The organism is Phytohabitans flavus, from assembly GCF_011764545.1.
Taxonomy (GTDB): Bacteria; Actinomycetota; Actinomycetes; order Mycobacteriales; family Micromonosporaceae; genus Phytohabitans; species Phytohabitans flavus.
Genome location: NZ_AP022870.1, coordinates 2,557,053 through 2,573,003, shown reverse-complemented (window position 1 = coordinate 2,573,003; position 15,951 = coordinate 2,557,053). Strand labels below are relative to the sequence as shown.

Sequence of the window (15,951 nt, the reverse complement as noted above, 5' to 3'; positions counted from 1 at the left end):
TGCGCGTCAGAGGACGTGGGTGATGCCCTCGGCGGCGACCCGCCGGTCCAGTTCGTCGCGGTCGAGGTTGGCGCAGACCAGGATCGACGCGCCGGCCGCGAGCGGCGCGAGTAGCCAGGTGACCGGCTGGACATGCGCGGCGTCGGCGTCGACCAGCACGCGGTCGCCCGGGGCGAGGCCGAGCGTCGTGGCGATTTCGGCGGCCAGGCCGCCCCACTGGCGGTAGGTGGTGCCGTCCGGGCTGGCCGGGTCGGTGTACCGCACCGCCTGGCGGGCCGGCACGTCGCCGGAGTGGCGGCTGGCCTCGGAGATGTAGTCGAGGTAGCCCTCGGGCACTTCGTCGGCCGCGCCGGGTGCGAGGTCGTGCACGAAGCGGTGCCGTGCCTCGGGCACCCGCTCCAGCCAGCTGTCGAGGCGCTGCCGGGAGACGAACACCGCGTCGAACGGCTCGTACTCGCCCGGCCCCACCGCCGGCAGACCCGCGGTCGCCCACGAACGGTACGAGACGGTGACGCCGATCGACCAGGCCCCGAGCAGCACCGCGGCGGTCTGCCAGTGCGGCGGCAGCAGCACGGCCGCGCGGTCGCCCGCCACCAGGCGGCCCTCGGTCAGGAGCGCGGCCGTGCGGGCCGCCCACTCGCCCAGTTCCACCGCGGTGAGGGTGGTGCGCTCGCCGGTAGCGTCGTCGCAGTACGTGAGTAGCGCCGCACTTGTATCGCGCGGGACGGTGAGGCTGTGGGGCAACATGCCGCCCACCCTATGCGCGGGCACGGGCCCGCGACGGCGGCGGTCCGGCCCAACCGGGGCTGACAACGCAGAACGGTGACGGCGCGCCGCTACTCGCCGGTCGATAGCGGTCGCGGACCTGCGCCGACGGTCCAGCGAGTGCGGGCCGGATGTCGGATCCGGCCACCCACGTCCCGGCCCTAGGGTCTCGGATCATGAGCGACCCGCTATCGCCGGCGGCCCGCGTCGCACGGCGGATCCGGCTGTTCCGCGTCGCCGCCGGCATCCTGGTGATCCTGGTCGGCGTCGTCGCGGCCATCGTCGGCGCGACGCTGACCGCCAGCCAGACGTGGCCGTCGGCCACGGGCACCGTACAGTCGTGCACCACCGTCTCGAACCGCACCGGGACGTCGGGCACCCGGACGTACCGGCAGCGGTGTGAAGTGTCCTGGATGGACGGTGAGCACACCCGCACCGCCCAGCTTGACCTCGACGGCGATCAGTATGTGCCCGGCGCGCCGGTCCGCGTGCGGTACAACGGCGGCACGACCGTGGTCGAGACGCCCGCCTGGATCGGCCTGGCCACCGGCGGAGTGGGCCTGGTGCTGCTCGCGGCGGGCGCCTACGTGCTGCTGCGGGCCACCCGCCGCGCGCGGTGAGGCGGGCTCAGTCCAGCTCGGCGGCGCGACCGATGAGCGAGGCGAGGTCGTCCACTGCGGGGTCGCGGGTGTCGTCGCCGGCCCGGCGGGCCACGGGAGCGAGCGATCCGAGTGACACCACACCGCTTCCGCGCAGCGCCTCGGCGAAATAGCCGGCGGCGTAAGACATCCGCAGCCGTGGCCCGGCGGCGTCGAACCGGGCGCCCAGGTCGGCGACGGTGAGGGACTCGTACACCTCGGCCGCGTCCCGCGAGCCCGGATCCAGCCAGCGCGCCCGCACCTGGGCCACCCGCGCGTTTCCGGCCGCCTCGGCGGTGAGCCGCACCGCGTACAGCGCGGTCACGCTGTGGCCCGGGCCCACCTCGCCGCCGTCGACCCGGTCGTCGCGGAAGTCCTCGTCGGCGATCGCGCGGTTCTCGTAGCCGATCAGGCGGTACGAACGAACGGCTGCCGGGTCGAAGGTAACCTGGACCTTAGCGTCCAGTGCCCGTACCGCGAGCGTGGCCGGAAGCTCGCGGACGAAGACCCCGCGGGCCTGCTCGCGTTCGCTGACGTACACGACGAAGCCGTCGCCGCGGTCGGCGAGCCGCTCCATGAGCGCGTCGCCGTACTCGCTGCCCACGCCGACGCCGAGCAGCGCGATCTGCTTGCCGGCCTCCTCGCTCACGCGCCGCAGGATCGCGTCGGCGTCGGTGTCGCCGGTGTTCGCCAGCCCGTCGGAGAGCACGATCACCCGGTTGGTACGGCCGGGCCGGAAGCCCTCGCGCGCCACCTGGTACCCGAGTACAAGCCCGGCTTCGAGGTTGGTGCTACTCCGCGTGCGCAGCGCGTCGACCGCTTCGTGGAGGGCACGCGCGTCCGAGACGGGGGTCATCTCGGTGACCACTTCCGCCTCGCCGCTGAACGCCACGATCGCCACCGAATCGGTCGGGCGCAGCTCGTCGATGAGCGTGTGCAGGGAGTCCTGTACCAGGTCGAGCCGGCCGGGCTCGGCCATCGAGCCGGAGACGTCGACCACGAACGTCAGCGCGGCGTCCTCCCGCGTCGTGGGGTCCTCGCCGCGCGTGCGCAGGCCCACCCGCATCAGCCGGGTATCGGTGCCGGCCTCGTGGAACTCCGGGAACCGCGCGCCGTCGAGGTGCACCGCGAAGCCGTCACCGCTCGGCTCGGGGTAGTCCTGTTCGAACGAGTTGACGAACTCCTCCGGCCGTACCTGGCTGGCATCCGGCTTGCGGCCCTCGGTGATGAGCCGGCGGGCGTAGCCGTACGACGCGGTGTCCACGTCGATCGCGAATGTCGACTGTGGATCGTCCGTGACGCTCGTCTCGCCGTCCCGGTCCGTGCGCGGGGTGGCCGGGCCGTGCCGGTCCGGCAACGGCTCCGGTGCGACGAGGCTGTCGCTGCGCCCGCCTCCCCCGCATGCCGCGACGCCCAGCACCGCGGCGACCCCCACGACCAACGCGAACTGTCTAAGCTTGACCATCTTCCTTCCCTCCCCGTGTACGGGTGACCTGATGGCAATTGGGACAGGTCGAAGGGCAGGGAGGACTCCGCCGTAGCCAAGCCGATACTCAAGCGTGAGCCTCGTGACCGGGTCGTACGGAAGCCGTGATCGGACCATGGTTGCGAGTGAGACCGCAGGCCGCGCGGTGCTACTGAGAAAGGTCGGCGGCGCGGTCGAGGAGTGCGCGGCGTTCGGGCTCGGCGTGGGTCCGCGCGGCGGCCTCCCGGAAGAGCGCCGCCGCCCGCTCCCGGTCGCCTTGGCGGGCGGTGAGGTCGGCCTCGGCGGCCACCGCGAGCGGGTACCCGTCCAGCGCCCCACCCGCCCGCGCCTCGGCGAGCAACGCCAGCCCAGCCGCCGGCCCGTACGCGTAGCCGTGCGCGACCGCACGGTTGAGTGCCACCACCGGCGACGCCGAGCGGGCGGCCAGTGCGTCGTACCAAGCGGCGATCGCCGGCCAGTCGGTGGCGTCGAACGAGGTGGCGGTCGCGTGGCAGGCGGCGATGCGGGACTGGAGCGCGTACGGGCCGTCCTCCCGCACCCGGCCCAGCACGGCCAGCCCTTCCGCGATCGCGGCGTGGTCCCAGCGGTCGCGGTCCTGCCGGTCGAGGGGCACCAGGTTGCCGTCGCCGTCGCGGCGGGCATCGCGGCGGGAGTGCTGGAAGAGGAAGAGGGCGAGCAGCGCCGAGATCTCGGGCTGTCCGGGCATCAGGTCGTCCAGCAGCCGGACCAGCCTGATCGCCTCGTCCGCGAACGCCGGCTCACCGTCCGCGTTGTACCCACGGGTGAAGAGCAGGTACAGCACGGCCAGCACGCCGGGCAGCCGCTCGGCGAGGGCCGGGCCGGACGGCACGCGGTACGGGATACGGGCGTCCGCGATCTTCGTCTTGGCTCGCGTGAGGCGGCGGGTCATGGTCGACTCCGTGACCAGCAACGCGCGCGCGATGTCGGTGGTCGGGATCCCGCAGATCGTCCGGAGCGTGAGCGCCACCCGGGCGTCGAGGGCGAGCGCGGGGTGGCAGCAGGTGAAGATGAGCCGCAGCCGGTCGTCCACGACCTCCTCCTCTCCCGCCGCCGGCGATTCCGCGTCGGTGGGCGCGAGGGTGGCGAGCTCTTGTAGCTTCCGGCGTTCCACGGTGGCGCGGCGCAGGACGTCGGTCGCCCGGTTGCGGGCCACGGTCATGAGCCAGGCCGCCGGGTTGGCGGGGACGCCGGCAGCCGGCCAGCGCTGGAGGGCCTGCACGAGGGCCTCCTGGGCGCAGTCCTCCGCGAGCGTCCAGTCGCCGGTCACGCGGATGAGCGTCGCGACGATCTGGGCATGCGAGTCCCGCGCCGCGTGCGCGGCGGCCTCCGCCGCTACCGCGGGCGCGGCCCGGACGGCGCCGCCGTCAGCCAAGGTCGGCGAACGGGCGCAGCTCGATCCGCCCGGCCCGCGCCATCGGGTGGGCCCGGGCGATCTCGATCGCCTCGTCCAGGTCGGCACACTCCAGCAGGTCGTAGCCCACGATCACCTCCTTGGTCTCGGCGAACGGCCCGTCCGACACCAGCAGCTCGCCGTTGCGCACCCGCACCGTCGTCGCGGCGTTGACCGACGCGAGCTGGTACCCGTCGAGGCGGCGGCCGCTCGCGTCGTTTTCCGCCACCCATACCTCGATGTCCGGCTCGGCGCTCTTGTCGGTGTCCGGCTCGGTGTCGGTGCAGACAAACATCATGTACTTCATCTCAGCTCTCCTCCTCGTCTGGATCTCACTCGTCTGGATCTCACCACCCTGACGAACGGTCCGCGCGAATCCGGACAGCCGGCACCCGGAAACGTCGAAAATTTCAGCCGGGCAGCGCGACCAGCGACGTGTGGTCGTCTTCGGGCAGGTCGGCGGCGGTCGTCGCGACGATCTCCTGGCCGATCGGGTTGAGCGTGCCGGTGAGCATCGTGGCGAACGCGACGTCCGCCGCGTCCCGCCCCGTCGCGATCCGCGCGAGCGCCGGGCGCGGCGCCAGCCGGGTCGCGTCCCACACCCACCAGCCGCCGTCGAGCGCGGTCTCGGCGACGAGGTGGAAGTCCATGGGGTCGAGGCCGGGCGCGTACACGGCGGCGACCCGGGCCGGCACGTCGACCGCCCGGCACAGGGTGGCGACCAGGTGGGCGTAGTCGCGGCACACCCCCTGGCCGGCCAGCAGCGTGTCCGCGGCGTCCGTCGTGGGCCCGCTCGCTCCCAGGGTGTACACCAGGTGCCGGTGCACGTGATCCACGATGGCTCGTACCGCATCCGCGCCGGAGAGCGTGCCGAAGCGACTTGTGGCGTACCCGGCGAGCCGGTCGGACGGGCAGTAGCGGCTCGGCCGCAGCGCGACGAGCCGGTCACGGTCGGAGGGCGGCGGGGGTCCTTCCCGGCGGTCGGGCAGCTCCGCCGCGTAGGCGGCGACAAGCCGCCCCGTCGCCCCGACGCGCACCAGGTGGGTACGGTCGACCGCGGTCACCGGCACGGCGGCGCCGTCGAGCGTGACGGTCAGGACCTCGGACGTGACGGGGCCGGCGACGGCCACCTGGAAGGCGACCTCCGCCGGCCCGGCGACGTCGTACGACAGGGTGCTGGCAACCCGCATGGCCGCAATTGTCGGCCAGCCGTACAGCGAGCGCACGCTACTCGTCTGGCGGTAGCACCGCGGTGCTACTCCGCCGGCGGGAAGAACAGCGGCCGCACCTCCACGCCGCCGTCGATCGTGGCCGGGTTGAGCTTGGCGATCGCCACCGCGGTGTCGTAGTCGGGCGCCTCCAGGATGAAGAACCCGGCCACGACCTCCTTGGCCTCGATGAACGGCCCGTCGGTGACCACGTCACCCCGGATCGAGGTGGCCCTGGTGCTCGGCTCCAGCGCGAAGCCGGTCACGATATTGCCGCCCAGCTCGGTGACCTGGGCCGGGTAGCGATCGAGCTGCTCAAGGTACTCCGGCGTGATGGTCATCGGGTCGGCCGGCGCGGGCGAGTGGATGAGGATGGCGTACTGCGGCATCGTCTGCTCCTGGTTTCTCGTTCTTTGTGTTCCTACGTCTCGCCGACGGACGGGGTCGGCCGGAATCGACAGCCCGCCAAAACATTATTTCCGCGCGCTCTGGAACGTACGGCGGTATGCCTCCGGAGCTACGCCGCAGCCACCGCAGCGGGCGGGGCACCGACGGTTGACCGCGTGCTTCGCGGGTAGCCGGCAACATGGTTTCGGCCGACACACGCACCACCGCCCGGCACACGCTGGTCGTCATCGGCCTGCTGCTGTTGACGGCGCTGCTGATCTTTTTCATCACGCACACCGCCCGCGTGCTTGTCTGGATCATCGTCGCCGCGTTCTTCGCGGTGGCCCTCTACCCCGCGGTCAGCTGGACGGAGCGAAAGCTGGCGTGGTGCCGGCGGTGGCTGGCCGCGCTGATGGTGTTCCTCGCGGTCTCCCTGCTGCTCGCGGGGCTGGTGGCGGCGCTCGTGGTGCCGCTGATCCGCGAGGGGATCCAGCTGTACGACGACCTTCCCCAGATCGCCCAGGATGTCAAGGCGGGCCGAGGCCCGGCCGGCCGCCTGGCCGAGCGGTTCCACGTCCTGGACTACGTCGAAAGCCACTCCGAACAGATCCGCCAGCGCGCGACCGACCTCGCCCCGCCCGCGATCGCGTTCCTGACCGGGATCGCGGCGACGGTCATCGGCGCCATCAGCGTCTTCGTGCTCGCCTACCTGATGGTGCTCCAGGCGCCGAGGCTCGTCGACGGGTTCCTCGGCGCCTTCGAACCGCGGCTGGCCGGGCGGATCCGGCGGGTCGGGTCGGCCTGCGCCCGGACCATCACCGGATACATCACCGGCAACCTGCTGATCAGCCTCGTCGCCGGCGTACTCACCTTTATCGTCCTGTTCATCCTCGGTGTGCCGTTCGCCGGGTTGATCGCACTGTTCGTGGCGATCGCCGACCTCCTCCCGCTCGTCGGCGCCACCATCGGCGCCACCGTCGCCATACTCGCCGGCTTCACCCACTCGGTCGTCGCCGGCATCGTCCTGATCGCTTTCTTCATCGTGTACCAGCAGCTGGAGAACCACCTGCTACAGCCCGTTGTCTTCTCCCGGACGGTCAAGCTGAGCCCGCTCACCGTGCTTATCGCGGTCCTGCTCGCGGCCCAGCTGGCCGGCATCCTCGGCGCGCTCCTGGCCATCCCGGTCGCCAGCATGATCCAGATCATCGGCCGCGACATGTGGGAGGCGCACAAAGCGCGGCTCGGCGACCAACGACCGATCGGCCCTAAGCAAAAGTCGAGTGATACTTAGCCGCATGCGGCTGACCATCCTCGGCGGTGGCGGCTTCCGTGTCCCGCTTGTGTATCGGGCCCTCCTCGACGATGTCCGGGACGGGCGGGTCACCGACGTCGTCCTGCACGACGTCGACGCCGGCCGGCTGGCGGCGATCCGGCGGGTCCTCGCCGAGCAGGCCGAGGGCGTCGCCGCCCCGCCCGGCGTCACCGCCACCACCGACCTGGACGAGGCCGTCCGCGGTACCAACTTCGTCTTCTCCGCGATCCGGGTCGGCGGCATGGCCGGCCGCGCGGCCGACGAGCGGTTGGCCCTGGAGGAGGGCGTGCTCGGCCAGGAGACGGTCGGCGCCGGCGGCGTGTCGTACGCGCTGCGCACCCTGCCCGTCGCGACCGGCATCGCCCGGCGAGTCGCCGCCCTGGCGCCGGAGGCGTGGGTCGTCAACTTCACCAACCCGGCCGGCGTCGTGACCGAGGCGATGGCCGCGCACCTCGGCGACCGGGTCATCGGCATCTGCGACACACCGGTCGGGCTGGTCCGCCGCGTCGCGTGGGCGCTCGGCCTGGACCCCGCCGAGGTCCGGTTCGACTACGCCGGCCTCAACCACCTGGGCTGGCTGCGCGCGGTGTACGCCGGCGGGGTCGACCACCTGCCCCGGCTGCTGGCCGACCCGGAGGCGCTCGCCTCGTTCGAGGAGGGCAGGCTCTTCGGCGCCGACTGGCTGCGCACGCTCGGCACGCTGCCCAACGAGTACCTGCACCACTACTACTACACGCGCGAGGCGGTCGCCGCCGGGCGGGCGAGCGAGCGGACCCGCGGTGCCCTCCTCCTGAACCAGCAGGAGCGCTTCTACTCGGCCGCCGGCGGTGCCGGCTCGGCGCTGGCCGTCTGGGAGGAAGCCCGCCTGGAGCGCGAGCGGACGTACGGCGCGGAGAGCCGGGCCGCCACCGGCGCCGGCCCGCGCGACTCCCGCGACCTCGACGGCGGCGGCTACGAGCGGGTCGCGCTCGCCCTCATGCGCGCCATCGCCCACGACGAGCGCACCACGCTGATCCTCAACGTCCGCAACCGCGGCACGCTCGGCATCCTCGACGGCGACGCGGTCGTCGAGGTGCCCTGCGCGGTCGACGCAGCCGGCGCCCACCCGCTTCCGGTGGACCCGCTGCCCGAGCACGCGGCCGGGCTCGTGTGCGGTGTCAAGGCGGTGGAGCGGGCGACGATCGAGGCCGCGGACACCGGCTCCCGCGCGGCGGCTCTCCAGGCCATCGCGCTGCACCCGCTGGTCGACTCGGTCACGGTCGCCCGGCGCCTGCTCGACGCGTACATCCGACATCACCCGCAGCTGGCGTATCTGAGCTGAGGAGGCCGCGTGCACGACAACCGAAGGATCGTCGAGGAACGCATCGCCCGCGCGTTGCGCGAGCGGATCCAGCCCGCGCGGTATGCCGCCGCCGTACCGCTGCGGGTCGAGGCGTGGCCGGTCCCGGGCGAGCCGGTGCCGGTCGCGGACGCGCTCGCCGCCGGCTACACACCCTTCACGGTCGGCGACGCCTGGGGTCCGCCGTGGTCCACCACCTGGTTCCGGGTACACGGAACGGTGCCGCCGGCGTGGGCGGGCCGGCGGGTGGAGGCGGTCTTCGACCTCGGATTCGGGCCCGGCTGGCCGGGAAACCAGGCCGAGGCGCTCGTGTACGACCACAGTGGACACCCGCTGAAAGGCGTCGCGCCGCGCAACCAGTACGTACCTGTCCCCTCCGAGGGCGAGGTGCAGCTGCTCGTCGAGGCCGCCGCCAACCCGGACATCCTCGCCAACGGCTTCCTGCCCACGCCGCTCGGCGACCTGGCCACGGCCGGCGACGCGCCGCTCTACCGGCTGCTCCGCGCGGACCTCGCCGTCCTCGACGAGGAGGTGTGGCACCTCACGCTCGACATCGAGGTGCTCGGCGAGCTGATGCTCGAACTGTCGACGGGTGAGCCACGCCGCCACGAGATCCTGCGCGCCCTCGAACGCGCGATCGACGTGCTCGACCTGCGGGACGTCGCCGGTACCGCGGTCCGGGCCCGCAAGGAGTTGTCCGACGCCCTGTCCCGCCCGGCCCACCGCAGCGCGCACATCCTCTCCGCCACCGGCCACTCGCACATCGACAGCGCCTGGCTGTGGCCGCTGCGGGAGACGATCCGCAAGTCGTCGCGTACGTTCGCCAGCGTCACCGCGCTCGCCGCCGAGTACCCGGAGTTCGTCTTCGCCGCGTCCCAGGCCCAGCAGTACGCGTGGGTGAAGGAGCACCAGCCGGAGGTCTACGCCCGGATCGCCGCCGCTGTCGAGAGTGGACAGTGGGTGCCGGTCGGCGGGATGTGGGTGGAGTCGGACGCCAACCTGCCCGGCGGCGAGGCGCTCGCCCGGCAGCTGGTACACGGCAAGCGGTTCTTCCTCGACGAGTTCGGCGTGGAGTGCGAGGAGGTGTGGCTGCCCGACTCGTTCGGCTACACGGCCGCGTTCCCGCAGATCGCCCGGCTGGCCGGGATGCGCTGGTTCCTGACCCAGAAGCTGTCCTGGAACCAGACCAACCAGCTGCCGCACCACACGTTCTGGTGGGAGGGGATCGACGGGACGCGCGTGTTCACCCACTTCCCGCCGATCGACACGTACGTCGCGGAGTTCTCGGGCAAGGAGCTGGCCCACGCGGTCGCCAACTACGCGGAGAAGGGGCGCGGCACCCGGTCGCTGGTCCCGTTCGGGTACGGCGACGGCGGTGGCGGCCCGACCCGGGAGATGATGGAGCGCGCCCGGCGCCTGCGTGACCTCGAAGGCTCGCCGAAGGTGGTCGTCGAGCGGCCGTCCGACTTCTTCCGCGCCGCCGAGGCGGAGTACCCGGACGCCCCGGTCTGGTCCGGCGAGCTGTACCTGGAGCTGCACCGCGCCACGTACACCACGCAGGCGCACATGAAGGCCGGCAACCGGCGCTGCGAGCACCTGCTGCGCGAGGCCGAGCTGTGGGCCGCGACCGCGACCGTCCACACCGGACGTCCCTACCCGTACGACGACCTGGACCGGTTGTGGAAGATCGTGCTGCTGCACCAGTTCCACGACATCCTGCCGGGCAGCTCGATCGCCTGGGTGCACCACGAGGCCGAGCGGACGTACGCGCGGGTCATCGCCGAGCTGGAGTCCATTGTCGACGGTTCGATCGCGGCACTGGGCGCGACTGCGACGGTCTTCAACGCCGCACCGCACGCGCGCGCCGAGGTGGTCGGGGACGCCTTCGTGGCGGTGCCCGCGCTGGGCGCCGCGCCGCTGACGCCGGCGGAGCCGCCCGCCCCGGTGACGGTCACGCCGCGCGGCCTGGACAACGGCCTCGTCCGGGTCGAGATCGACGACGACGGCCTGTTCACGTCGGTACGCGACCTGGCCACGGGCCGGGAGGCGCTCGCACCCGGCACCCGCGGCAACCTGCTACAACTCCACGCCGACCTGCCGAACAAGTGGGACGCGTGGGACATCGACGAGCACTACCGGCGGCAGCGGGTGGACCTCACCGCCGCCGACGCGATCACCGTCGTCTCCGCCGGGCCGCTGGTGGGTGAGATCCGGGTCGAGCGGAGCTTCGGCTCCTCGCGGGTGTCGCAGACAATCCAGGTACGGGCCGGGAGCCGCCGCGTCGACGTCCTCACCGAGGTCGACTGGCACGAGACCGAGAAGATCCTCAAGGCCGCGTTTCCGCTGGACGTACACGCGGACCGGGTCGCGTCGGAGATCCAGTTCGGGCACGTGTACCGGCCCACGCACACCAACACCGGCTGGGAGGCGGCCCGGTTCGAGGTGTGGGCACACCGGTGGGTACACGCCGGCGAGCCCGGCTACGGCGTCGCGCTGGTCACCGACTCGACGTACGGGCACGACGCCAGCCGGAACACCCGCGAGGGCGGCGGCACGACCACCACCGTACGGCTGAGCCTGGTGCGCGCGCCCCGCTCCCCCGACCCGCACGCGGACCAGGGGCACCACCGCTTCACGTACGCCATCGTGCCGGGCGCGACGGTGGCCGACGCGGTGGCCGAGGGCTACGCGCTGAACCTGCCGCTGCGGGTGACCGGCGACGGGCCGGCGTCCGCCGCGGTCCCGCCGCCGCTGGTGTCCTGCGACAGCGCGGCCGTGGTCGTGGAGGCGGTCAAGCTCGCCGACGACCGCTCCGGGGACGTGGTCGTACGGCTCTACGAGTCACTGGGCGGCCGGGCCGAGGCCGTGCTGCGCACCGGGTTTCCGCTGGTCACCGCCGCGGTGGTCGACCTCCTGGAGCGGCAGACCCCCGGATCCGGCCTGGAGCTGGATGCCGGGGGCGCCGTACGGCTGTCGCTGCGCCCGTTCCAGATCGTTACCTTGCGGCTCAGACCCGGACGAACCGCGACCTAGTCGTCATCATCGTCGTCATCGTCGTCACTCTCGCCGCCCGGGCAGGCGGTGAGCGTCAGCAGCCCCACCGCGGCCCCGGTCGCCATGAACGCCCGGCCGAAAAAGGCCCGCCGGCCGATGGTGGCCTCGGCGCGCTCGTCCACCGAGCCCCGCTCCGTGTCATCCATGACCGGCATTCTCGCAGCGCCGCCGTGCCCCCGTGAAGCCCGTCCCAAACGCCTGACCACTGTGGACGCTTGATCAGATGCGCCGCTCTCAGCCGGCCGGCTCGGCGGCGAGGGTGCAGAATAAGCCGGGGGGCCTTGGGACCAGGGCCCGTGTGGGGAGGATGCCGGTGGCTGGCCTCGGCGTGTTCGGCGCCGACGAGGAGGTCGGCCGGGACCTCGCGGCTGTCGACTGGGCGTCGACCCCGCTGGGCCCACCCGGCACCTGGCCGCAGAGCCTCCACACCGCGGTCAGCATCCTGCTGTCGTCGCGCTTCGCGATGTGGATGGCGTGGGGCCCGGAGCTGACGTTCTTCTGCAACGCCGCGTACCGGCGGGACACGCTGGGCCGCAAGTACCCCTGGGCGCTGGGCCGGCCGGCGAGCGAAGTGTGGGCGGAGGTCTGGACCGACGCCGGCCCGCGGATCGAGTCGGTCCTGACCACGGGCAGCGCCACCTGGGACGAGGCGCTGCTGCTGTTCCTGGAGCGGTCCGGCTACCCGGAGGAGACCTACCACACGTTCTCCTACAGCCCGCTCCGCGACGACGACGGCGTACCGGTGGGCATGCTCTGCGTAGTCAGCGAGGACACGAAGCGGGTCATCGGCGAGCGGCGCCTGGAAACGCTGCGGGACCTGGGCGCGGACCCGGGCGTCGTCCGCGGCGAGCAGGAGATACTGGCCTCCGCCGGCCGGCAGCTCGAACGCAACCGGCGCGACCTGCCGTTCACGCTCACGTACCTGTTCGAGGACGGCACGGCCCGGCTGGCGGCCACGACGGGTATCGCGCGGGAGCACCCGGCCGCGCCAGCGGTCCTGCCGCCGCACGACCCCGACCGGGTGTGGCCGAGCACCGCGCTGGGCAAGGGCGAGGCAGTCCTGGTCGACCTGGATCGCGCGCCGTTCACCGGGCTGCCGGCCGGCGACTGGGCCGAGCCGCCGGAGCAGGCCCTCGTCGTACCGTTGCTTCAGCAGGGCAGCGCGCCGAACGGCTTCCTGGTGGCGGCGCTCAACCGCTACCGGCCGCTGGACGAGGGCTACCGCTCGTTCGTCGAGCTTGTCGCCGGGCACGTCGCCGCCGAGATATCGAGCGCCCGCAGCTACCAGGCGCAGCAGCGGCGGGCCGAGGAGCTCGCCGAACTCGACCGCGCCAAGACCGCCTTCTTCTCCAACGTCAGCCACGAGTTCCGTACCCCCCTCACGTTGATCATGGGACCGGTGGAGGAGCTGCGCGGCCGCCTGGCCGGCGCCGACCAGGGGGTGCGTGACGAGCTCGACGCGATCCACCGCAGCGGGCTGCGCCTGGGCAAGCTCGTCAACACGCTGCTCGACTTCTCGCGTATCGAGGCCGGACGGGTGCGGGCGCGGTACGAGCCCGTCGACCTGTCCGGGGTCACCGCCGAGCTGGCCAGCGTGTTCCGTTCCGCGGTGGAACGGGCCGGGCTCGCCCTCACGGTCGACTGCCCACCCCTCGCCGAGCCGGTGTACGCGGACCTCGGCATGTGGGAGAAGGTCGTCCTCAACCTGCTCAGCAACGCGCTCAAGTTCACCTTCGAGGGCTCGGTCAGTGTCGCGGTCCAGGCGGTCGGTGACGAGGCGGTGGTGACCGTGGCCGACACCGGCATCGGCATCGCGGCCGACCAGCTGCCGCGGCTGTTCGAGCGGTTCCACCGGGTCGAAAACCGCCGCTCCCGCTCCAACGAGGGCAGCGGCATCGGCCTGGCGCTGGTCCGCGAGCTGGTGGCCCTGCACGGCGGCACCATCACCGCGGACAGCGTCGAGGGGCGCGGCACCCGGTTCGTGATCCGCCTGCCGTTCGGCTACGCACACCTGCCGGCCGACTCGGTCGTACCCGCCAGCAGCGCCACCGCGGTCTCCGCCACCGCCGGCCCGTACGTGCAGGAGGCCCTGCGCTGGCTGCCCGGCCGCGCCGGTCCCGACCCCGGCGTGGTCGAGCCGGCCGCCGGGACGCTCGTGGTCGCCGACGACAACGCCGACATGCGGGAGTACCTGACCCGGCTGCTTTCCGGCGCCGGCTACCAGGTCGCCGCTGTCGCCGACGGCCAGCAGGCCCTCGACGCGGTCCGCGCGTCCGCCCCGGACCTGGTGGTCAGCGACGTGATGATGCCCAACCGGGACGGCCTGTCGCTGCTCGGCGCGCTGCGCGCGGACCCGCGCACGGCGGCCGTGCCGGTCCTGCTGCTCTCCGCGCGGGCCGGGCAGGAGGCCTCCATCGAGGGCCTCCAGGCCGGCGCCGACGACTACCTCGTCAAGCCCTTCGCCGCCGCCGAGCTGCTGGCCCGGGTCCGGGCGAACGTGCAGCTCGCGCGGCTGCGCAACCACCACGCGACCCAGCGGGAGACGGCGCTGGCCGCGCTGAGCGTACGGCTCTCCGGGGCGGCCACGCTCGACGAGGCGCTGGCCGGCGCGCTGGACGAGCTGCGCGGCCTGTGGCACGCCGAGCGGGTGACAGCGGCGGTCTTCACCGCCGGCGGGGAGCCGGCCGTGACGGTGAGCGGACCGGAGGTCGCCGGCTGGGGCGAGCTTGCCACCGAACGGCGGACCGCGCTGGCCGCGCTGCGGGACGGTCCGACGCTGACCGCCGTACCCGTCGAGGGCAGTGCGGCCGGCATCACCCTGGAGCATCCGGACGGGACGCTGGCGCTCTGGCTCGACCTCGGGCCGGGCCGCCCGTTCACCGCTGACGACCGGCTGCTGCTGTCCCTGCTGGCCGGACACCTCGCCCAGGGCCTGGCGCGGGCCCAGCAGATCGGCCAGCAACGCGAGACCGCGATCGCGCTGCAACGTTCCATCCTCGGGCCGTCCCTGCTCCCGCCCGGTTTCGCCGCCCGCTACGAGCCGGCCGCCCGCCCCCTCGAAGTCGGCGGCGACTGGTACGACATCGTCACCCTCACCGACGGCCGGATCGGCATCGTCGTCGGCGACTGCGTCGGCCGCGGCCTCGCCGCGGCGGCGGTCATGGGCCAGCTGCGCAGCGCCTGCCGGGCGCTGCTGCTCCAGGATCCCAGCCCGGCCCGCACGCTCATGACGATGGACCACTTCGCGGCGGGGGTACCGGGCGCCGCCTGTACCACCGTCTTCTGCGGGGTCCTCGACCCGGCGACCGGGCACCTGACCTACGCCAGCGCCGGACACCCGCCGGGCATCCTCGCCCACGCCGACGGCACCCGGCATCTGCTGGACGGCGGCCGCTCGCTGCCGCTGGCGGTCCGGCCCGGCCGGGTGCGCCGCCAGGCCGAGCACGTCGTCCCGGCCCGGGCCACCATGCTGCTGTACACCGATGGTCTGGTCGAGCGGCGGCGGCGCCCGCTGACCGACGGCATCGACCTGGCGGGGCGCTCGGTCCTCGACGGCGCCGACCGCGGCCTCGACGAGCTGGCCACCGGCCTCATGGCGCAGCTCGCGTCGGGTGGTGGGTACCACGACGACGTGGCCGTGCTGCTGTACCGACACCCCGGTCCCCTGGACGTGACGTTCCCGGCCGACGCCGACCAGCTGGCACCCGTCCGCGGGGCGCTGCGCCGGTGGCTGGACCTGTGCGGCGTGCCGGCGCCGACCGCGCAGAACGTCCTCGTCGCCGTGGGCGAGGCGTGCGCCAACGCGATCGAGCACGGCCACCGCGACGCACCCGGCGGCCCGATCCGGCTACGGGCCGAGGCCTATGTCGACCGGCTGCACCTGACCGTCACCGACAGCGGCCGGTGGAAGGCACCGGTGCCGGACGCCTACCGGGGTCGCGGCCTGAAGCTGATGCGCGCGATGATGCGGCGGGTCGCCATCGACGCCGGCACCGGCGGCACCGTCGTCGACATGGACACGAGGATCACAGGATGAGCGCACCGCTTGCCATCAGCGCCAGCCAGGGCCCGGACGGCGCCACCGTCCTGACCGTCGCCGGCGAGATCGACATGAGCAACGCCGGCGCGCTCGCCATAGCCCTGGAAGGCGTACCGAACCGCGTGGTCGTCGACCTGACCGCCGTCGACTACCTGGACAGCGCCGGCCTCGCCGTCCTGTTCGCCCACGCCGACGGCCTCACGCTGATCGCCAACGCCCAGCTGGGCCCGGTCCTGACCATCTCCGGACTCACCGAGCTGGCCACCGTCCACGGTGTACCGACCGGCGATCCCCCCGCTCCGCCAGGCTGAG

At 73.2% G+C, this 15,951-nt stretch carries 12 protein-coding genes and 1 pseudogene; 6 read left to right on the top strand and 7 right to left on the bottom strand.

The annotated features are described in order from the left end of the window. Nucleotides 1-6: 6 nt before the first annotated feature. On the bottom strand, nt 7-747 hold the full coding sequence (locus tag Pflav_RS11105; RefSeq protein ID WP_173035967.1) for a TIGR03089 family protein: 741 nt from the start codon (nt 745-747) through the stop codon (nt 7-9). 194 nt (nt 748-941) lie between these two features. Here Pflav_RS11105 and Pflav_RS11100 point away from each other — a divergent pair, with 194 nt between their 5' ends. Then, entirely contained in the window at nt 942-1,385 is a 444-nt protein-coding gene (locus Pflav_RS11100; protein WP_173035965.1) for a DUF3592 domain-containing protein, read from the top strand. Nucleotides 1,386-1,392: 7 nt separating this feature from the next. Here the strand turns inward: Pflav_RS11100 and Pflav_RS11095 are convergent, their stop codons facing one another. From Pflav_RS11095 to Pflav_RS11075, 5 genes and pseudogenes are all read right to left on the bottom strand, one after another. Beyond that, complete coding sequence (locus Pflav_RS11095; RefSeq protein ID WP_173035963.1) at nt 1,393-2,868, bottom strand: vWA domain-containing protein; 1,476 nt, start codon at nt 2,866-2,868, stop codon at nt 1,393-1,395. Between the two features lie 169 nt (nt 2,869-3,037). After that, the gene (locus Pflav_RS11090; protein ID WP_173035961.1) at nt 3,038-4,282 is read right to left on the bottom strand and encodes an RNA polymerase sigma factor; all 1,245 of its coding nucleotides are present in this window, start codon (nt 4,280-4,282) and stop codon (nt 3,038-3,040) included. Next, entirely contained in the window at nt 4,275-4,607 is a 333-nt protein-coding gene (locus Pflav_RS11085; protein ID WP_173035959.1) for a YciI family protein, read from the bottom strand. Before Pflav_RS11085 ends, Pflav_RS11090 begins: the two co-directional genes overlap by 8 nt. A gap of 103 nt (nt 4,608-4,710) precedes the next feature. Beyond that, nucleotides 4,711-5,151: pseudogene (locus Pflav_RS48625) on the bottom strand (transglutaminase-like domain-containing protein); the annotation flags it as partial. Between the two features lie 404 nt (nt 5,152-5,555). Beyond that, nucleotides 5,556-5,897: a YciI family protein gene (locus Pflav_RS11075; RefSeq protein WP_173035955.1), complete on the bottom strand. Its 342-nt coding sequence runs from the start codon at nt 5,895-5,897 to the stop codon at nt 5,556-5,558. Nucleotides 5,898-6,094: 197 nt separating this feature from the next. Between Pflav_RS11075 and Pflav_RS11070 the strand changes: the two genes are divergently transcribed. Genes Pflav_RS11070 through Pflav_RS11060 form a run of 3 tightly spaced genes read left to right on the top strand, consistent with a single transcriptional unit; the run spans nt 6,095 to nt 11,579 of the window. Next, a complete protein-coding gene (locus Pflav_RS11070) occupies nt 6,095-7,186 on the top strand; it encodes an AI-2E family transporter (protein WP_173035953.1) in 1,092 nt (363 codons plus the stop codon). Nucleotides 7,187-7,190: 4 nt separating this feature from the next. Next, nucleotides 7,191-8,528, top strand: a complete 1,338-nt coding sequence (locus Pflav_RS11065) for a 6-phospho-beta-glucosidase (RefSeq protein ID WP_173035952.1) — start codon at nt 7,191-7,193, stop codon at nt 8,526-8,528. A gap of 9 nt (nt 8,529-8,537) precedes the next feature. Further along, on the top strand, nt 8,538-11,579 hold the full coding sequence (locus Pflav_RS11060) for an alpha-mannosidase (protein WP_173035950.1): 3,042 nt from the start codon (nt 8,538-8,540) through the stop codon (nt 11,577-11,579). Here Pflav_RS11060 and Pflav_RS11055 read toward each other — a convergent pair. Next, nucleotides 11,576-11,746: a hypothetical protein gene (locus Pflav_RS11055; protein ID WP_173035948.1), complete on the bottom strand. Its 171-nt coding sequence runs from the start codon at nt 11,744-11,746 to the stop codon at nt 11,576-11,578. The genes Pflav_RS11060 and Pflav_RS11055 overlap by 4 nt on opposite strands. A 167-nt stretch (nt 11,747-11,913) precedes the next feature. Here Pflav_RS11055 and Pflav_RS11050 point away from each other — a divergent pair, with 167 nt between their 5' ends. Together Pflav_RS11050 and Pflav_RS11045 are read left to right on the top strand one after the other, a co-directional pair. Beyond that, on the top strand, nt 11,914-15,636 hold the full coding sequence (locus tag Pflav_RS11050) for a SpoIIE family protein phosphatase (protein WP_232071247.1): 3,723 nt from the start codon (nt 11,914-11,916) through the stop codon (nt 15,634-15,636). After that, entirely contained in the window at nt 15,633-15,950 is a 318-nt protein-coding gene (locus tag Pflav_RS11045) for an STAS domain-containing protein (RefSeq protein WP_173035944.1), read from the top strand. Before Pflav_RS11050 ends, Pflav_RS11045 begins: the two co-directional genes overlap by 4 nt. The last annotated feature ends 1 nt before the right edge of the window (nt 15,951 follow it).

Bases quoted from the DNA above. Each gene is read 5' to 3' on its own strand.
- Pflav_RS11105 (WP_173035967.1), bottom strand. From the start codon at position 747: ATGTTGCCCCACAGCCTCACCGTCCCGCGCGATACAAGTGCGGCGCTA.
- Pflav_RS11100 (WP_173035965.1), top strand. From the start codon at position 942: ATGAGCGACCCGCTATCGCCGGCGGCCCGCGTCGCACGGCGGATCCGG.
- Pflav_RS11095 (WP_173035963.1), bottom strand. From the start codon at position 2,868: ATGGTCAAGCTTAGACAGTTCGCGTTGGTCGTGGGGGTCGCCGCGGTG.
- Pflav_RS11085 (WP_173035959.1), bottom strand. From the start codon at position 4,607: ATGAAGTACATGATGTTTGTCTGCACCGACACCGAGCCGGACACCGAC.
- Pflav_RS11075 (WP_173035955.1), bottom strand. From the start codon at position 5,897: ATGCCGCAGTACGCCATCCTCATCCACTCGCCCGCGCCGGCCGACCCG.
- Pflav_RS11070 (WP_173035953.1), top strand. From the start codon at position 6,095: ATGGTTTCGGCCGACACACGCACCACCGCCCGGCACACGCTGGTCGTC.
- Pflav_RS11065 (WP_173035952.1), top strand. From the start codon at position 7,191: ATGCGGCTGACCATCCTCGGCGGTGGCGGCTTCCGTGTCCCGCTTGTG.
- Pflav_RS11055 (WP_173035948.1), bottom strand. From the start codon at position 11,746: ATGGATGACACGGAGCGGGGCTCGGTGGACGAGCGCGCCGAGGCCACC.
- Pflav_RS11045 (WP_173035944.1), top strand. From the start codon at position 15,633: ATGAGCGCACCGCTTGCCATCAGCGCCAGCCAGGGCCCGGACGGCGCC.